Source organism: Streptomyces sp. NPDC014882 (assembly GCF_043081325.1).
Taxonomy (GTDB): domain Bacteria; phylum Actinomycetota; class Actinomycetes; order Streptomycetales; family Streptomycetaceae; genus Streptomyces.
This window is the reverse complement of sequence record NZ_JBIBWL010000001.1, coordinates 632391-649334: the sequence shown is the minus strand read 5'-3', so window position 1 is coordinate 649334 and position 16944 is coordinate 632391. Positions and strand designations below refer to the sequence as shown.

The 16944-nt window shown below is 73.9% G+C and carries 15 protein-coding genes; 8 read left to right on the top strand and 7 right to left on the bottom strand.

Translation table 11 applies throughout. From position 1 onward, the window contains the following. Positions 1-27 precede the first annotated feature (27 nt). On the top strand, positions 28-1314 hold the full coding sequence (locus ACF09K_RS02905) for a hypothetical protein (RefSeq protein WP_392240678.1): 1287 nt from the start codon (positions 28-30) through the stop codon (positions 1312-1314). A 246-nt stretch (positions 1315-1560) separates the two neighbouring features. Here ACF09K_RS02905 and ACF09K_RS02900 read toward each other — a convergent pair whose 3' ends face one another. Beyond that, the gene (locus ACF09K_RS02900) at positions 1561-2886 is read right to left on the bottom strand and encodes an Nramp family divalent metal transporter (RefSeq protein WP_392240677.1); all 1326 of its coding nucleotides are present in this window, start codon (positions 2884-2886) and stop codon (positions 1561-1563) included. Positions 2887-3280: 394 nt separating this feature from the next. Here ACF09K_RS02900 and ACF09K_RS02895 point away from each other — a divergent pair, with 394 nt between their 5' ends. Beyond that, positions 3281-4651 carry a M14 family metallopeptidase gene (locus ACF09K_RS02895; RefSeq protein WP_392240676.1) on the top strand — a complete coding sequence of 457 codons (1371 nt, stop codon included), beginning with the start codon at positions 3281-3283 and terminating at the stop codon, positions 4649-4651. A 9-nt stretch (positions 4652-4660) separates the two neighbouring features. On the opposite strand, the gene ACF09K_RS02890 is transcribed toward ACF09K_RS02895, so the two are convergent. From ACF09K_RS02890 to ACF09K_RS02875, 4 genes are all read right to left on the bottom strand, one after another. Further along, complete coding sequence (locus ACF09K_RS02890) at positions 4661-5272, bottom strand: hypothetical protein (protein ID WP_392240675.1); 612 nt, start codon at positions 5270-5272, stop codon at positions 4661-4663. 152 nt (positions 5273-5424) lie between these two features. Then, positions 5425-5835 carry a RidA family protein gene (locus tag ACF09K_RS02885; RefSeq protein ID WP_392240674.1) on the bottom strand — a complete coding sequence of 137 codons (411 nt, stop codon included), beginning with the start codon at positions 5833-5835 and terminating at the stop codon, positions 5425-5427. After that, positions 5832-6617, bottom strand: a complete 786-nt coding sequence (locus tag ACF09K_RS02880) for an IclR family transcriptional regulator (protein ID WP_392240673.1) — start codon at positions 6615-6617, stop codon at positions 5832-5834. Before ACF09K_RS02880 ends, ACF09K_RS02885 begins: the two co-directional genes overlap by 4 nt. Next, positions 6614-7735, bottom strand: a complete 1122-nt coding sequence (locus ACF09K_RS02875; protein ID WP_392241022.1) for a sugar kinase — start codon at positions 7733-7735, stop codon at positions 6614-6616. The genes ACF09K_RS02880 and ACF09K_RS02875 overlap by 4 nt, the downstream gene beginning before the upstream one ends. A 133-nt stretch (positions 7736-7868) precedes the next feature. Here ACF09K_RS02875 and ACF09K_RS02870 point away from each other — a divergent pair, with 133 nt between their 5' ends. Both ACF09K_RS02870 and ACF09K_RS02865 read left to right on the top strand, forming a co-directional pair. Continuing rightward, on the top strand, positions 7869-9146 hold the full coding sequence (locus tag ACF09K_RS02870) for an amino acid deaminase (RefSeq protein ID WP_392240672.1): 1278 nt from the start codon (positions 7869-7871) through the stop codon (positions 9144-9146). Positions 9147-9156: 10 nt separating this feature from the next. Then, a complete protein-coding gene (locus ACF09K_RS02865) occupies positions 9157-10773 on the top strand; it encodes an amidohydrolase family protein (RefSeq protein ID WP_392240671.1) in 1617 nt (538 codons plus the stop codon). A 21-nt stretch (positions 10774-10794) separates the two neighbouring features. On the opposite strand, the gene ACF09K_RS02860 is transcribed toward ACF09K_RS02865, so the two are convergent. Together ACF09K_RS02860 and ACF09K_RS02855 are read right to left on the bottom strand one after the other, a co-directional pair. After that, positions 10795-11706 (bottom strand): serine protease, encoded by a 912-nt coding sequence (locus tag ACF09K_RS02860; protein WP_392240670.1) that lies wholly within the window; start codon positions 11704-11706, stop codon positions 10795-10797. 781 nt (positions 11707-12487) lie between these two features. Beyond that, complete coding sequence (locus ACF09K_RS02855; protein WP_392240669.1) at positions 12488-13156, bottom strand: hypothetical protein; 669 nt, start codon at positions 13154-13156, stop codon at positions 12488-12490. Positions 13157-13280: 124 nt separating this feature from the next. Here ACF09K_RS02855 and ACF09K_RS02850 point away from each other — a divergent pair, with 124 nt between their 5' ends. From ACF09K_RS02850 to ACF09K_RS02835, 4 genes are all read left to right on the top strand, one after another. Continuing rightward, positions 13281-14492 carry a pyridoxal phosphate-dependent aminotransferase gene (locus tag ACF09K_RS02850; RefSeq protein WP_392240668.1) on the top strand — a complete coding sequence of 404 codons (1212 nt, stop codon included), beginning with the start codon at positions 13281-13283 and terminating at the stop codon, positions 14490-14492. Positions 14493-14604: 112 nt separating this feature from the next. Further along, the gene (locus ACF09K_RS02845; protein ID WP_392240667.1) at positions 14605-15033 is read left to right on the top strand and encodes a hypothetical protein; all 429 of its coding nucleotides are present in this window, start codon (positions 14605-14607) and stop codon (positions 15031-15033) included. A gap of 95 nt (positions 15034-15128) precedes the next feature. Beyond that, positions 15129-15713, top strand: coding sequence for a Uma2 family endonuclease (locus tag ACF09K_RS02840; RefSeq protein WP_392241021.1), 585 nt, complete (start codon positions 15129-15131; stop codon positions 15711-15713). A gap of 129 nt (positions 15714-15842) precedes the next feature. Beyond that, positions 15843-16919 carry a hypothetical protein gene (locus ACF09K_RS02835; protein WP_392240666.1) on the top strand — a complete coding sequence of 359 codons (1077 nt, stop codon included), beginning with the start codon at positions 15843-15845 and terminating at the stop codon, positions 16917-16919. Positions 16920-16944: the final 25 nt, after the last annotated feature.

Sequence of the window (16944 nt, the reverse complement as noted above, 5' to 3'; positions counted from 1 at the left end):
CTCCGACCCCGGAAACGGTGGTGCGACATGCCCGTCGACCAGACCCACGACCCCTTCGAGGACCGGCTCTCCGCTGCCCTGCACCAGGCCGGCGGCACCTTCGACACCGACCGTGCCGCGCTCGCCGCGGCCGGCGAGGTGCGCGGGCGCCGGCTGCGCCTGCGGCGGCGGGCCCTTCTCGCGGGGGGTGCGGCAGGCCTCGCCCTCGTGGGGGTGGGCGGGGCGCTGCTCGTGCCCTCCGGCGCGGACGACGGCGTGCGGGGCGGCTCGGTCGCCGCGACCGGGTCCGGGAAGCCGACGGCCGCCCCCGCCGTCCCGGCCGTCTCCGCCGACGACATGATCCGTACGCTCACGAAGCTGCTGCCCGAGGGGAAGGTGACCCGCGGGGCGGCGCGCGGGACGGACAGTCCGCTGGGGCTGCCGCCGCTCGCCCAGGTGGTGTTCGACGACGGCGAGGGCGCGGGGGCGGTCTCGCTGGTGGTGGACCGGGTCCGGCGCGGGGAGGGGACCTTCGATCCGGCGAGCGTGGTGACGCCCTGCCCGGGGATGGAGATGCCCGGCACGGTACCGGACACCTGCGTGACGCAGAACCTGGCCGACGGGTCCGTGGCCACCCTGATCCAGGGGTACGAGTACCCGGACCGGCGCGAGGACACCAAGGCGTGGAGCGTCGACCTGGTCACTCCGGCCGGGCAGCGGGTGAGCGTGAGCGAGTGGAACGCCGCCGCCGAGAAGGGGGAGCCCGTCTCCCGACCCGAACCTCCTCTGAAATTGGCGCAGTTGAAGGAGCTGGCCGCGGCGAAGGAGTGGCGCAGGGTCGCCGACGCCCTCCCGGAGCCGGCCGCGGCGCCGACGGCGTCGGGCTCCGCCGCGGACACGTCGGGTCTCGCGGGGCGGCGGATCCTCGCCGTCCTCACCGACTCGCTGCCCGACGGCGTGCGGGTCGTCTCCAGCGACCACGACGAGTCCGAGTTCGCCTACGCCGTCCTGGACGACGGCGAGGGCAGGAGCTACGTCCAGGTCAACATGCAGCGCGGCATGTCCGACGTGGCGGGCGAGCTGTACGGCTCCGGCGCCGAGACCCTCGCCGACGGCACCCTCGTCGCGACGCGGCAGGGGCCGGGTGAGAAGGGCGGCGAGGGCGTCGTGATGTGGACCGTGGACACGATGCGCGCGGACGGCAGGCGCGTGGTGGTCAGCGCCTTCAACGCGGGCAGTCAGACGACGGCCGCCACGCGCCCCGAACCGGCGCTCACCATGGCCCAGTTGCGGAAGATCGCACTGAGCTCGCAGTGGGAGGTGCTGGGCGACTGAGCCCGGCACCGGCACCGGCCGCGTCGGCCGTGACGGTGTCGGCCGTGGTCGTGGGGGCCCCCCGGGGCCCCCCCCCCCCGGCCCCCCCCCCCCCCCCCCCCCCCAACCCCCCCCCCCCCCCCCCCCCCCCCCCCCCCCGGGCCCCGGCCCCCCCCCCCCCCCCCGGGCCGGGGGGGGGGGGGGGGGGGGGGGGGGGGGGGGCGCCCCGGGGGGGGCCGGCCCCCCGGGGCCCCCGCGCCGCACGGCTCAGAAGAACTCCGACCACGGCTGGTCCGCGACCTGCTTCGCGCACAGCACCAGGAACAGCAGCCCGGCCGCCGCGAGCATCCCGTTGCTGAGCCGGCCGTTGCGCCATTCGGCGGGCGTGCGGGCCGAGTTGAGCAGCCAGATCAGGGTCAGCGCGAGGAAGGGCAGGAAGGCCGCGCCCAGCACGCCGTACAGGATGACCAGGCGGAAGGGCTGGCCCTGGAAGAGCAGGACGATCGGCGGGAAGGTCAGCCACAGCAGGTACAGGCGGAACGGCCAGGAGCGTTCCCGCCGGCCGGAGGCGACCTCGGCGCCCGTGGCGCGCGCGCCGTCCCGGTGGCGGGCGACGAAGTCGGCGAACATCAGGCTCACGCCGTGCCAGACGCCGATCAGCGAGGTGAAGGAGGTGGCGAAGAAGCCGATGAGGAAGAACGTGGCGGTGGCCGAGCCGTACTCCGCCTCGAGGATGTCGCCGAGCTGCACGAGTCCCTTGTCGCCGCCGGCGATGGCCACGTTCGCGGAGTGCAGCAGCTCGGCGCCGACGAACAGCATCGCGACCACGAAGACGCCGGTGGTGAGGTAGGCGACGCGGTTGTCGAGCCGCATCACCCTCATCCAGCCGGTGCCGGTCCAGCCCTTGGCGTTGACCCAGTACCCGTAGGCCGCGAGGGTGACGGTGCCGCCGACGCCGCCGATCAGGCCGAGGGTGTTGAGGACGGAGTCCTTCTCGTCGGGCAGGACGGGCAGCAGTCCCGCCAGGGCGTCCGGGAGGTTCGGCGTCACGCGGATCGCGAGGTAGACGGTCACCACGAACATGACGCCCACCAGGACCGTCATGACCTTCTCGAACACCGCGTACTTGTTGAACCAGACGAACACCAGGCCCACCAGCCCGCAGGCGACGGCCCACCACTCGAGGTCCATCACGCCCGGGAACAGGGCCTGCAGGGGCAGGGCGCTGGACGACATCGCCGCCGCGCCGTAGACGAAGCCCCAGACGACGACGTAGACGAGGAAGAACCACGTCGTCCAGCGGCCGAGGCTCGCCCAGCCGTCGAACAGGGTGCGGCCGGTGGCGAGGTGCCAGCGGCCGGCCGCCTCCGCGAGGGAGATCTTGACCAGGCAGCCGAGGACCGCCGCCCAGAGCAGGGTGTAGCCGAAGTTGCTGCCGGCGATGAGGGTGGCGACCAGGTCGCCGGCGCCGACGCCGGTCGCGGCGACGACGATGCCGGGGCCGATGTGACGCCAACTCGACGTGCGGGGGGTGGGGTTGTCGCTGCCGGATGGTGCCTCGGTGTCGGTGGGGTTTCCCGTGGTGTCCGCCATGCCCCTCAAGAAAGCCGAAGCGGACGGGCCCGGCAAGGGGGCGTACCCGTCGGCACGCGCGGCTCACACCCGCGGGCGCACCTCGCCGGGGCCCGTCGCTCCGGAGGCGGCCGTTCCGTACGATTCCGGCCATTCGACTCCTCGGCCACCCTTGACCGGACCATGTCATATCGCGACGATGAGCGGCACCCCCGCACCCGTGCACAGCGCGCACACGGCACCACAGGCGCACCGCGCAGGCACAGCACCGCTCAAGCACAGCACCGCGCAAGCACCGCGGAAGGCACCGCACCACAGGCGCACCGCACCGCACCGCACCTCGCACGCAGCTCCACACCGCTCCATCCCCCACACGTCCGGCGATCCCGGACTTCTGGAGAACCGAGGAGAACCCATGCGACTCCGCACACGCGGCGCAGGTCTCGTCCGCGGCCGCGGCCGCGGCGGCAGACGAACCGCCGCGCTGGCCGCCCTGATGGCCCTCGCCCTCGCCGCGCCGGTCTCGGCGACGGCCACGGACGCGGCGGCCGGCGGTGCCGTGCAGGCGGCGCCCTCCGCCGACGACATCCGCCAGTACGAGATCCACGTCCCCCGCAGCACGTCCGAGACGCGCACCGCGATCGCCGCGGCCGGGGTGAGCGTGGACGAGGCCGACGAGGAGACCGTCGTCGTCTCCGGCCGCGCGGACCAGATCAGGAAGCTGCGCGCGCAGGGCTACGAGGTCGCCGCGCTGGGCGCGGCCCCGGACCGCACCGCCGAGGGCGAGACCCGGCTGTACGACTTCCCGTCCGCCGACTCGCGCTACCACAACTACGCCGAGATGACCGCGGAGATCGACCAGCGCATCGCGGCCTACCCGAACATCATCAGCAAGCGGGTGATCGGCACCTCCTACCAGGGCCGCAACATCGTCGCCGTCAAGATCAGCGACAACGTCGGCACCGACGAGGCCGAGCCCGAGGTGCTGTTCACCCACCACCAGCACGCCCGTGAGCACCTGACCGTGGAGATGGCCCTGTACCTGATCCGCGAGCTGGGTGCCGGCTACGGCACCGACTCCCGCATCACCAGCATGGTGAACAACCGCGAGATCTGGATCGTGCCCGACCTCAACCCGGACGGCGGCGAGTACGACGTCGCCACCGGCTCCTACCGGTCGTGGCGCAAGAACCGGCAGCCCAACTCCGGTTCCACGGCGGTCGGTACGGACCTCAACCGCAACTGGGCCTACCGGTGGGGCTGCTGCGGCGGCTCCTCGGGCTCGACGTCCTCCGAGACCTACCGGGGCGCGGCGGCCGAGTCGGCGCCCGAGGTGAAGGTCGTCGCGAACTTCGTGCGCAGCCGGGTCGTGGGCGGCGTCCAGCAGATCAAGTCGGGCATCGACTTCCACACCTACAGCGAACTGGTGCTGTGGCCCTTCGGGTACACCACCGCCGACACCACCACCGGGATGACCGCGGACGACCGCAACGCCTTCGCCACGGTCGGCCGGTCGATGGCCGCGAGCAACGGGTACACCCCGGAGCAGTCGAGCGACCTGTACGTCACGGACGGGTCGATCGACGACTACCTCTGGGGCACGCACAAGATCTTCGCGTACACCTTCGAGATGTACCCGGGCTCGTCGGGCGGCGGCGGGTTCTACCCGCCCGACGAGGTCATCGAGCGGGAGACCGCGCGCAACAAGGACGCGGTGCTGCAACTGCTGGAGAACTCGGACTGCATGTACCGCTCGATCGGCAAGCAGGCCCAGTACTGCGGCTGACGGCGCCCGCTAGTCGGCGTCGGGCCCGGCGTCCGCCTCGGCGTCCGGCCCGGTGCCGGACGCGGCGTCCGCACGGTCGGCCGCTTCCTCGAAGTAGGCGTCCAGGACCGCGTCCAGCTGCTCGTCCCACTCCTTGAAGCGGCCCCTGGCCGTCGCCTCGATCTCGATCGGGTACCAGCGGCGGTCGGGGGTGTGCACCGTGACGGTGAACCGCTTGCCGAACCGCGGGGTCTCCGTCTCGATCGCGCCGATCTCCTCCCAGCGGAACTCGCACTCCTCCTCGTCGAGGCGGAGGCGGACGCCCCGGGCGTCGGCGACGATGCGCGCCCGGCGGTCGGCGGCCTCGAAGACGGGGCCGTCCGGCGTCGCCTCCGCGTCCTCCGGCTCCGGCCCGGGACCCGGCTCCCGCGACCCCTTCGACTCCCCGGCCGACGCGGTCACTTCGGCCGGCGCGCCCTCGGCGGCGTCCGGGGCGGTGTCCGTCCCGTCCGCCTCCGGACCGTCCTGCGGCACGGCGTCCTTCGGCTCCGCGGTCACGGGCGACGTGAGTCCGGGGATGAATGCCGGATCGAATCCGGCGCCCTGCAGGGGCTGGCTGCTCGAACCTATGCGCTGCTCCACAGCGGGCAGTATGGTCGACGATCCCGTGCCGGACACAGTCGGCCCCGACTTCGTTATGAGACGCCTACACGCGAGCAAGCGGCCGCGGCCGGACGAACGGGCCCAATACGGCCGCGGAGCGCCGGGGGGACGGAGCCGGCCGGGCCGGGGCTTCAGCCGAGCACGGCGAGCGCGTCGATCTCGACGAGGAGGCCGGCGGGGAGACCGACGTAGACGGTCGTGCGCGCGGCGGGCGGGGCGGTGAGCGCCTGCTCCTCGAAGTAGGCGTCGTACAGGTCGTTCATCTCGGCGAAGTGGTCCACGTCCGTCAGGTAGACGCGGATCATCACCACGTCGTCCCAGCCCGCGCCGCCCTCCTCGAGGATCGCCTTGACGTTGGCGAGGGTCTGCAGGGTCTGCTCGCGCAGGGTGGGGCCGGCCGGGGTGGGGGGTCTGCCCTCCTCGGCGGGCAGGAAGCCGACCTGCCCGGCGACCTGGAGGATGTTGCCCTTGCGCACGCCGTGCGAGAACCTCGCGGGCGGGGCGGTGTGGGTCTTCGGCGTGAGCGCGGTCTTGTCGGTCATGGTCGTACGGTGTCCTTCGCTTCGGGTTTCGCCGGAGCACTCGTCCTGCCGGAGTACTCGTCGCTGATGTCGTCCGCGGTGCGGCGCACCTGCGGGAGCAGGGTGAGGAGTTCGTCGGCGGTGACGACGACGTTCGGCGCGGAGACCGACATCGCGGCGACCACCCGTCCGTCGGCGCCGCGGACGGGTGCGGCGACGCAGTTGATCGACTCCTCGTGGCCGCCGAGGTCGGTGGCCCAGCCCTGTTCGCGCACCTTCGCCAGCTCCCGCAGGAAGGCGGGCGCGTCGGGGGTGGAACGGGCCGTGTAGAGCGGGTAGTCGAGCCGTTCGGCGACCGCGCGCCGCTCGGGCTCCGGCAGGTCGGCCAGGAGCAGCTTGGCGACCGCGGCGACGGTGAGGGCGACCGGCTTGCCGATCCGCGAGTACATCCGCACCGGGTAGCGGCTCTCCACCTTGTCGATGTAGAGGACCTCGCCCTCCTCGTACACGGCGAGGTGCACGGTGTGGCCGCAGCGCTCGTTGAGCCGTGCCAGGTGGGGGTGGGCGACCTCGCGGACGTCGAGGTTCTCCATCGCCTCCTGGGCGAGGGCGAAGAGGCGGGCGCCGAGCCGGTAGCGCTGGTCGGACTGGCGGTGGACGAGTCCGTGCTCGTGCAGGGTCCGCAGCAGCCGCAGGGCCGTGGACTTGTGGACGCCGAGGCGGTCGGCGACCTGTCCGAGGCCGGCGGGGCCCTCCGCGAGCAGGGGCAGGATGCTCAGGGCGCGGTCGACGGTCTGGCTCATGGGGCGGGTACCTCCTCGGGGGCCGTCGCGGCTCGCGTCCAGCCGGGGCCGAGTCGAAGTCTCCCCCACGCGCCGTCGTCGAGGGCGGCGAGGCGGTCGGCGCGTGCGAGCCAGGCGGGGCGCGGCGCGGCCGCTCCGTGCGGGGCGGTGGCCGGGTGACGGGCGGGCGGGGGCACGGCGAGGTCGCCGGGGACGGTCAGGGCGGCGGCGGCCCACAGGTGCCCGTGGCGCAGGCGGTCCTTCACCGGCAGACCGCGCAGGGTGGCGGAGAGGAACCCGGCGGCGAAGGCGTCCCCGGCGCCGACGGCGGCGACGACGTCGACGCGGGGGGCGGGGACCCGGGTGGCCGTGCCGTCGGCGTCCTCCGCCCCCTCGGCGCCCCGGGCGAGGGCGACGGCCGCGGCCGGTCCCTGCTTGACGACGAGGAGGTCCGCCCCGGGCAGCGCGTCGGCGATGGCGCGGGCGCCGTGCAGGCCCCAGGCGTCCCGCGCCTCGTCGGCCCCGACGAAGACGACGTCGGCGCGGCGGGCCAGTTCGAGCAGGACGTGCGGGCCCTCGGCGTCGGGCCACAGCCCGGCCCGGAAGTTGACGTCGAAGGAGACGAGCGGCCGGTCCGGCCGGGGCCGGGTCAGTTCCTCCAGGAGAGCGAGGCAGCCCTCCGACAGGGCCGCCGTGATGCCCGACAGGTGCAGGACGCGGCCGGCCCGCGCGGCCATGAGGTCCACGTTCTCCGTCGTCATCGCGGAGGCCGCCGACCCGGCCCGGTAGTACGCCACCTCATGGGCGTCGGTCGCCCGGTCCCCGGCGGTGCGGAAGTACACGCCGGTGGGCCGCGCCGGGTCCCGCCGGACGGCCGTGACGTCGACGCCGTACGCCCCGACCGTCCCGACCAGGTGGTCGCCGAACCCGTCGGCGCCGACGCGGCTGACCCAGCGCGCCGGGTGCCCGGCGGCGGCCAGCGCGCAGGCCACGTTGGACTCGGCGCCGCCGACGGCCCGTTCGAAGGAGGGGACGTCGGCGAGGCGGCCGGGCCGGGAGGGCAGGAAGGCGACCATGGACTCGCCGAGCGCGACGACGTCCACGACGGCGGGGGCGTCGCGGGGTCCGGTGGCGGTCACGGTCGTCACGGCTCCCCGGTCGGTGCGCGGGCCGGTTCCGTTGACCCGGCGTCGGCCGAGATGTTAGACAGCGGCAAGCGGTATGCGCAACGCGCGTTGCGCATGATGCAACACATCACGTCTGGAGACTCGCATGGCCCTCGATCCCGGGACCGAAGCGCTCGCGCGGCTCGCGCAGGAGCGCGTCGACCACCGTTTCAAGGGCCTGCCGCCGGACGCCGAGGGCCTGACGGTCGGTGACCTGGCCGCCCAGCGCCGCAACCTCTTCACCGGCGGTTTCACCACCCCCGTCCTCGCGCTGTCGGCCGAGCGCCTGGAGCACAACCTGCGGCTCATGGAGACGTACGCGACCCGGCACGGACTGGCGTTCGCCCCGCACGGCAAGACCTCCATGGCGCCCGCGCTGTTCCGGCGTCAGATCGAGCACGGCGCCTGGGGCATCACCCTCGCCGTCCCCCACCAGGTCCGCGTGGCGCGGGCGTACGGCGTCCGGCGGATCTTCCTCGCCAACGAACTGGTGGACCCGGCGGCCCTGCGCGCCGTCGCGGCGGACCTCGCCGCCGACCCCTCGTACTCCTTCGTCTGCTACGTCGACTCCGTGCGCGGCGTGGAGCTGATGGACGCGGCGCTGCGCGGGGCGGCCCGGCCGCTGGACGTGGTCGTGGAACTGGCCGCGGGCGAGGGCGCCCGCACGGGGGTCCGCACGGAGGCCGGCTGCGCGCAGGTCGCGGACGCGGTGGCCGCCGCGCCGACGCTGCGGCTGGTGGGCGTCGCCGGCTACGAGGGGGAGGTGCCGCGGGCCGACCCGGAGCGCGTGCGCGCCTGGCTGCGCCGGCTGGTGGCGCTGGCCGCGGACCTCGACCGGGCGGGACGGTTCGCCGGTGCGGAGGAGATCGTCGTCAGCGCGGGCGGCAGCGCCTGGTTCGACGCGGTCGCGGACGTCTTCGCCACGGTCCCCGAACTCTCCCGGCCGGTGCTGAGGCTGCTGCGCTCCGGTGCCTACGTGTCGCACGACGACGGCCACTACCGCAGGCTCACGCCCTTCAACCGGGTCCCCCGGGAGGGCACACTGGAACCGGCGTTCCGCCTCTGGGCGCAGGTGGTGTCCCGGCCGTCCGCCGAGCAGGCCTTCGTGAACGCGGGCAAGCGGGACGCCGCCCACGACCTCGACCTGCCCGTCGCGCTGGCCGTGCGGCGGGACGGCGCCGAACGCCCGGCGACGGGCGTCACCGTCACCGCCCTGTCCGACCAGCACGCCTGGCTGCGGACGACGCCGGACGCCGACCTGGAGGTGGGCGACTGGGTCGGCCTCGGCCTGTCCCACCCGTGCACGTCCTTCGACAAGTGGCAGCTGATCCCGCTGGCCGAGGCGGACGGCACGGTCGTCGACTACGTCCGCACGTTCTTCTAGGAGGTCGCCCGTGGAAGCTCTGGTCGTCCGGGACGCGGACGTCGTCGACGGCACGGGCGCGGACTCCTACCGCGCCGACGTGGTGGTGGACGGCGGCCGGATCGTCTCGATCGTCAAGGAGGCGGCGGCCGCGGGCTGCCAGCGCCCGAGGGCGGTGCGCGAACTGGACGCCGAGGGGCTGGTGCTGTCCCCCGGCTTCATCGACATGCACGCGCACAGCGACCTCGCCCTGCTGCGCGACCCCGACCACGGCGCGAAGGCCGCGCAGGGCGTCACCCTGGAGGTGCTGGGCCAGGACGGCCTGTCGTACGCGCCCGTCGACGACCGCACGCTCGACGGGGTGCGCCGGTCCGTCGCCGGCTGGAACGGCCCCGGCGACGACGTCGACTTCGACTGGCGGTCGGTGGGCGAGTACCTCGACCGGCTGGACCGCGGCATCGCCGTCAACGCCGCCTATCTGGTCCCCCACGGCACGGTCCGCGCGCTCGTCGTCGGCTGGGACGACCGCGAGGCGACCCCCCGCGAACTGGACCGGATGCGGCGACTGGTCGCCGAGGGCCTGGAGCAGGGCGCGGTCGGCCTGTCCTCCGGGCTGACCTACACGCCCGGCAGGTACGCCGGGAACGCCGAACTGACCGAGCTGTGCCGGGTGGTGGCCTCCTACGGCGGCTACTACTGCCCGCACCACCGCTCCTACGGCGCCGGGGCGCTGGAGGCCTACGCGGAGACGGTCGGGCTGGCCCGGCGGGCGGGCTGCGCGCTCCACCTCGCCCACGCCACCATGAACTTCGGGGTGAACGAGGGCCGGGCGCCCGAGCTGCTGGCCCTGCTGGACGAGGCGCTGGCCGCCGGGGCCGACATCACCCTCGACACGTATCCCTACACCGCCGGCTGCACCACCCTGGCGGCACTGCTGCCGGGCTGGGCGGGCGAGGGCGGCCCCGGGGAGATCCTGCGCCGGCTGGCGGACGAGGCGACGGCCGAGCGGATCCGGCACGACCTGGAGGAGGTGGGTTCGGACGGCTGCCACGGCGTGCCGGTCGACTGGGACACCGTCGAGGTCTCGGGGGTCGGCAGCGCCGCCCTGGAGGCGTACGTCGGCCGCACGGTCCGCGAGTCGGCGGCGCTGCGCGGCGAGACGCCCTGGACGACCGCCCGCCGGCTGCTGGTCGAGGACCGGCTCGCCACGACGGTCCTCCAGCACGTCGGCCACGAGGAGAACGTCCGCGCGCTCATGCGCCACCGCGTGCACACCGGCGGCTCGGACGGCATCCTCCGGGGCGCCAAGCCCCACCCGCGCGCGTACGGCACCTTCCCGCGGTACCTCGGGCGGTACGTCCGGGAGTTGGGCGTGCTGTCGCTGGAGAGCTGCGTCGCCCACCTCACCGGCCGCCCGGCGGCCCGGCTGCGGCTGCCGGACCGGGGCCTGGTCCGCGAGGGGTACCGGGCGGACCTGGTCCTGTTCGACCCGCGGACGGTGGCGGCGGGCTCGACCCACGACGCGCCGCGCACGCCGCCCACCGGCATCCCGTACGTGCTGGTCGACGGCCGGTTCGTCATCGAGGACGGCCGGCGCACGGACGTGCTGGCGGGACGGGCGGTCCGCCGCACCCCGGTGTCCGGGTGACGGACCGCCCCGCGCGTCGCCCTACGGCTTGGGCAGGACGCATCCGGCGGCGCTGAGGTTCAGCTGGTTGCCGGTCGTGAAGCAGGCCGGGAACTGGTACGTCTCCTGGGCGTAGTTGATGCCCTGGCGGACGGTGACGTTGCCGCTCGCGTCGACCTCGCAGGGGTTGTTCACCGTGCAGGACTCGCCGTCCTCGTTGCCGGTGTTGTTGACGGCGACGACCTTGCCGGTGGCCTGGTCGACCACCGGCGAGCCGGAGGTGCCGCCGATGGTCTGGCAGGCGGAGGTGTAGCGGGCCGAGTCCTTCCAGGTCCAGTCGCCCTCCTTGAGGCGGTACACGAACCCGTCGATGTTGCAGCTGTAGAGCCGCTTCCAGTAGCCGGAGGCGACGGTGATCGCGGTGCCGGCGGTCGGGTGCGTGTCCTGCACGGTGAGCGCGCTGATGCCGTAGGAGCTGCGGATCGTCGCGTACGTGCTGGTGAGCTGGTAGACCGCCGCGTCCGTGTCGGTCATCGTGCCGTAGGCGATCTTGCTTGCGCGCAGGGTCGCGACCTTGGTGCCGGCGGAGTTGAGCAGCCCGAAGGTGCGGCTGGAGGTCCGGTTGACGAGGACCTGGCCCGGCGCCGGGAATCCGGTCTCCAGGCAGTGGCCGTTGGTGAGGACCAGCGCCGGGGCGGTGTCGAGGGAGTTCGGGAAGCGGATCAGGGAGCCGGAACAGTTGCTCAGCGCCACGGTCCCGGCCAGGGTGACGGCCTTCAGGGTCGGCGACGCGGCCGCCTTCGTGTCCGCCGCGTCCGCGACGGCCGGTGCCGTGCTCACGGCCGCCGGCGCCCCGCCGGCGGGCGCCCCGCTCACGGGTGCCGCGACCGCGGGCGCCGCGCCGGCCCCGGCGATGGCCAGGGCGATGAACGCGGCGACGAGAGGCTTTCTCATGTGGGGGTCCCCTCTGATGACGACAGGACGGCCGGAGATCTTCCGGCCGCCGGTGCTGTGCCACGCGCGACGGATCGAGCGCGTTTTTTGTCATGCGCATTTTCAGCGCGGGGGGAGAGGAGGACAAGGATCACTTTTCAGCCGCGGGAGGCCGGGGGTGTCGCGGGGCGTCACGGAGGGCCGCGACGGGACGGGGCGGGGCCGGGGAGCGACGGGCCGGGGCGGCCTCGGGGAGCGACGGGCCGGGGCGGCCTCGGGAGCGACGAGGCAGCCGGAAGCGGCGGGGCAGCGGGGAGCGGCGGGGAGGCGGGGGCCTGCCACCGCCGGGGGCTGCGGGGAGCTCCGGCACGCCCAGGAGCCGACGGGGGCGGACGCCGGCAGCCGGCGCGCATCGGCGGCGGCCGCGGGAAACCGACCGGAGCCGCCCGGCCACCGCCCCCGGAACCGCCGGAAGCCGGCGGGGGCGACGGGAAGGACGGCCGACGGCTCGGCGACCGGCCACGGCAGCGGCCCGCGAACGGCGGCCAGGGCGGCGGGCAGCAGACGGCGGCCTGCGGACGGCGGCCGGCAGGCAACGGCCTGCGGCCTACTGACGGCGGGCAGCGGGCAGCGGGCAGCGGGCAGCAGCCTGCGGGAACCGGGGAACCGGCGGGCGGGAAAGCCCGCGCGAACCGGCGAGGAGCGCGGTGCGGGCCGCCGGCGGGGTTGACCGGATGCGGCCGGGGGCCGCGGTCGCCTCAGTGCGGGCCGGCGCTCTCCCGGCCCCCTCTACCTCGGCCCTCTACCTCGGCCCTTTGCCCCGCCCTTTGGCGTTGCCCCTGCCGTAGTCGGCCGTCGGGGCGGGCTCGGGCTCGGCGGGTGCGGCGCTCGTGGCGGGGGCCGCCGAGGGGGACGCCGTCGGCGGCGGCCCGGACGCCTTGGCACCCGACGAGGAAGTGGGCCGGGCCGCGGTGGGCGACGCGCCGGCCGTCGGTCCGGTGCCCGTCTGCCGGGTGAGGGACGGGGACTCCTCGTCCTCGGCTCCGGCCGTCTCCGCCGGAACCGAGCGGGTGTCCGCCTGCCGCCCCTTCTCCGCGTCGTCCGGTGATCCGGAGAACGCGAAGCCCGCGACCAGCGCGGCCACGGAGACGGCACCGACCGCGCCGACGGCGGCGAGCGCGCGCCGGGGCCGCCGGGCGGCCCGCCGACGGTCCGCGCGGCCGCCGGACAGCCGCGGGTCCGACTCCTGCGGATCGGACGCCCGCGGGTCGTGCTCCTGCGGGCCGTACCCCCGCGGGCCCGGCGCCTCCGCGACGCGAGGCAGCTCGCTCGTCTCGTCGTAGGCGTTCTCCCACCCGTGCGCCGCGGCCGGATCCCGGTACGCCTCGTAGGGCGGCGGGTCGGTCTCGGCGTACGGGAGGTACACGTTCGGCTGAACCGGGGGGTTCGCGCTCTCACCTGGCCTGGACATGGCCGGGGATTGTAGAGAGCCGGGGGCCTCCGGGACAGCGAGCGGCGATATCGCCGCAAACCCGGCGTCTCACGTGGCGGAAAACACGCCCCGGGGAGCGTTACCGAGCCGTAAGCTCCCAGACATGCAGGTGATCCAGTCGACCAAGCTCAGCAACGTCTGTTACGAGATCCGGGGCCCGGTTCTCGAGGAGGCGATGCGCCTGGAAGCGGCGGGGCACCGCATCCTCAAGCTGAACACGGGCAATCCGGCCGCGTTCGGGTTCGACTGCCCGCCGGAGATCCTGGAGGACATCCTCCGCAACGTCTCCTCGGCGCACGGCTACGGCGACGCCAAGGGCCTGCTGGCCGCGCGCCGCGCCGTGGTCATGCACAACCAGACGCTGGGCATCGAGACGGACGTCGAGCACGTCTTCATCGGCAACGGCGTCTCCGAGCTGATCGTGATGGCGATGCAGGGCCTGCTGGACGACGGCGACGAGGTCCTCGTCCCGGCGCCCGACTACCCCCTGTGGACCGCCGCCGTGGCGCTCTCCGGCGGCACCGCCGTGCACTACCGCTGCGACGAGCAGGCCGACTGGATGCCGGACCTCGCGGACATCGAGCGCAAGGTCAGCGACCGCACCAAGGCGATCGTCATCATCAACCCGAACAACCCGACGGGCGCGGTGTACGACGAGGCGATGATCCGGGGCCTGACCGACATCGCCCGCCGGCACAACCTCCTGGTCTGCTCGGACGAGATCTACGACAAGATCCTCTACGACGGTGCCACGCACACCCCGACCGCCAAGGTCGCGCCGGACCTGCTCACCCTCACCTTCAACGGCATGTCGAAGGCGTACCGGGTGGCCGGGTACCGGGTGGGCTGGATGGCGATCTCCGGTCCGCGCGCCCACGCCGACTCCTACATCGAGGGCCTGACGATCCTGGCGAACATGCGCCTGTGCGCGAACATGCCGGGCCAGCACGGGGTGGTGGCCGCGCTCAGCGGGCGGCAGACGATCGACGAGCTGGTGCTGCCGGGCGGACGGCTCAAGGAGCAGATGGACACGGCGTACGAGCTGCTGACGCAGATCCCGGGGGTGACGTGCGTGCGGCCGAAGGGGGCGCTGTACCTCTTCCCGCGCCTGGACCCGTCGGTCTTCAAGATCAAGGACGACCGGCGGATGGTCCTCGACCTGCTGCGCCAGGAGAAGATCATGGTGGTCCAGGGCACCGGCTTCAACTGGCCGGAACCCGACCACTTCCGGGTGGTCACGCTGCCCACGGTGACGGACCTGCGGGACGCGGTCGGACGGATCGGGCGCTTCCTGGACGGTTACGGCCAGCCCTGAGAACCGGGTCCGCCGACGCCCCTCGGGGGGCCGGGCAGATTTCAAGATCAACTCAACTTTAGACGAATTCCAAGCTAGGATGGTTTCCTGTCAGCACACGGGAGGCCATCTCATGTACGAACCGATCCGCACCAAGTCGGTGCACAGCACGATGGCCGGCACCTCCGACTTCCCCCACCGGACGCGCGAGGAGGAGCTGGACATCCAGCTCGCGGGCCATCTCGCGGCGCTGCTCGCCGTCACCGACGAACTGCGTGCCCGGACCCCGTCCCGCGACCTGGACACCGCGGCCGAACGGCTCGCGCAGCAGGTCGCCCGGCTGCGGGGAGGCAGGCCGCCGGTCCGCGCCACGACCCCCGGCACCACCCGGTCCGCGGCCCTGCACCGCCGGGCCCACGCCCTCGCCGGACGCGCCCTGGTCGTCGCCGCGTCCCGCGCCGACACCGCCGCGGCGATCCTCGCGGCGGAGCGCATGGACGCCCACACCGCGTCCCTGGCGACCGGCACCCCGGCGGCCGACGCCCTGACCGCCACCGCCTGACCCCCACCGGGGTCCCCCGAACGGCCCCGGTCCGCGTGCACCCGCAGCGACGCGCGGACCGGGCGCCACAACTTCCGTACGCTGACCGCATGGGCATGGACTACGCGAAGATGCGCGCGATCGCCGAGGAACTCGGAGGCTACGCCGAGCGACTCGAAGGGGCCTGGAGCGTCGAGATCGGCCCGTCCGGTCCGATACTGGCCATGATGTGCCCGTCGAAGCGCCACGAGGGCACGATCCGCCGCATCTGCAGGCAACTGGACGCGCAACTCCTCGGCACTCACCCGGGGTACATCTGTGCGAACGGTCCGGAGGTCGAGCACCCCGGCATCGGCCGCATGCGCCTCCCCGACGCCGTGGTCATCCCCGAGGAAGCCCTCGACGAGGAGGGCCTCGCCGTCGACGCCGTACAGGTGCTCGCCGTCGTCGAGATCGTCTCGCCGTCCAACCCGAACAACGACTACGTCGAGAAGCTCGCCGACTATCCCGCCATGGGCATCCCCCACTACCTGATCGTCGACCCGCGCACCGGCACCGTCGAGGTGCACTCCGAACCCTGCCGGGGCCGGTACACGCGCAAGGACCCCTACATCTACGGCGACAAGGTCCCCTTCGGTCCCTGGACGGTCGAGACGGCCGACTTCCGCCGCTACGGCAGGGCCGGCGACAGCGTGGACTGAGCCGTCCTCCCGACGGCCGCGGGTCCACAACAGGAAGGGCCGGTTCCCGTTGCAATCCGGGTCCGGTCCTTCACCCCCCGTTCATCCCGGTCACCCGGGAATGTGCGATTCCGGGAGCACGCTCGCCGCGTGAGACGTATCGCAGGAATCGTCCTCGCGGTGCTGCTGATCGGTGGCGTGGTGGCCGCCGTCGTCGCAGGCCGGGACAACGAGGAGACGGGCACGGCAACGAAGACCGTGCGCATGGTCATCGGATCGGAGAAGGCCGAGTTCTTCGCCGATCCGGACGTGGTGGAGGCCCTAGCCGCCAAGGGCTACACCGTGCGGGCCGAGACCTCCGGGTCCTGGGCCATGGAAGGGCTGGACCTCAAGGGGTTCGACCTCGCCTTCCCGTCCAGCCAGGCGCCCGCCGCCGAACTGGCCGCCAAGTACAAGGTCACGGGGACCCTCCCCCGCCCGTTCTACTCGCCGCTCGTCGTCGTGGCCCACCGCGGGGCCGCCGAGGTGCTCGCCGGGAACGGGCTGGCCACGCTCGACGGGAAGAGCCGCGGCGTCCTGGACATGGCCGCCCTCCTCGACGCGGCCGGGGACGACCGCACCTGGCAGCAGCTCGAGGGCGCCGCGGCGTACGGGGAGCTGACCGGCACCCTCTACGTCTCCAGCACCGACCCGGAGAGCTCCAGCTCCGGTGCCCTCTACCTGGCCGCCGCCTCCTACGTCGCCAACGGCGGCAAGGTGGTCGCGAGCGACGCCGAGATCGCGGGGACCACGCCGCTGCTGCGCAAGCTGGTCAGCGTGCAGGGCGCCCAGCAGTCCAGCACCGACGCGGCCTTCCGGGACTTCGTCAGCGGCGCCGGCAACCCCCTCGTCCTCGTCTACGAGTCCCAGGTGGCCGCCCTCCTCGGCGGCCGGCCCGACCCCTCGGACCTGGTCGTCCTCTACCCGGACACCACGGTCAACAGCGACCACACCGTCGTACCGCTCACCGAGCAGGGCAAGGCCGTCGCCGAACTCCTCGGCGGCGACCCGCGGTTGCGCAAGCTGGCGGCGCGGCACGGCTTCCGTCCGCAGGGCGACCTCACCGAGTTCGCGGCGGCCACCGCGCAGCGCACCGCCTACCTCAAGCAGCAGTTGACCGGCGTCCGCCAGGCGCCCGTGCCCACCTCCGCGGTGCTGCACGAACTGGCGCGACGGGCGCGCGGATGAAGCCGGAAACAGCAGGGGGACAGAT

Excerpts from the sequence above, each read along its gene's own strand:
- ACF09K_RS02855 (WP_392240669.1), bottom strand. The coding sequence starts at position 13,156 with ATGTCCAGGCCAGGTGAGAGCGCGAACCCCCCGGTTCAGCCGAACGTG.
- ACF09K_RS02845 (WP_392240667.1), top strand. The coding sequence starts at position 14,605 with ATGTACGAACCGATCCGCACCAAGTCGGTGCACAGCACGATGGCCGGC.
- ACF09K_RS02850 (WP_392240668.1), top strand. The coding sequence starts at position 13,281 with ATGCAGGTGATCCAGTCGACCAAGCTCAGCAACGTCTGTTACGAGATC.
- ACF09K_RS02895 (WP_392240676.1), top strand. The coding sequence starts at position 3,281 with ATGCGACTCCGCACACGCGGCGCAGGTCTCGTCCGCGGCCGCGGCCGC.
- ACF09K_RS02900 (WP_392240677.1), bottom strand. The coding sequence starts at position 2,886 with ATGGCGGACACCACGGGAAACCCCACCGACACCGAGGCACCATCCGGC.
- ACF09K_RS02840 (WP_392241021.1), top strand. The coding sequence starts at position 15,129 with ATGGACTACGCGAAGATGCGCGCGATCGCCGAGGAACTCGGAGGCTAC.
- ACF09K_RS02860 (WP_392240670.1), bottom strand. The coding sequence starts at position 11,706 with ATGAGAAAGCCTCTCGTCGCCGCGTTCATCGCCCTGGCCATCGCCGGG.
- ACF09K_RS02885 (WP_392240674.1), bottom strand. The coding sequence starts at position 5,835 with ATGACCGACAAGACCGCGCTCACGCCGAAGACCCACACCGCCCCGCCC.
- ACF09K_RS02880 (WP_392240673.1), bottom strand. The coding sequence starts at position 6,617 with ATGAGCCAGACCGTCGACCGCGCCCTGAGCATCCTGCCCCTGCTCGCG.
- ACF09K_RS02870 (WP_392240672.1), top strand. The coding sequence starts at position 7,869 with ATGGCCCTCGATCCCGGGACCGAAGCGCTCGCGCGGCTCGCGCAGGAG.
- ACF09K_RS02905 (WP_392240678.1), top strand. The coding sequence starts at position 28 with ATGCCCGTCGACCAGACCCACGACCCCTTCGAGGACCGGCTCTCCGCT.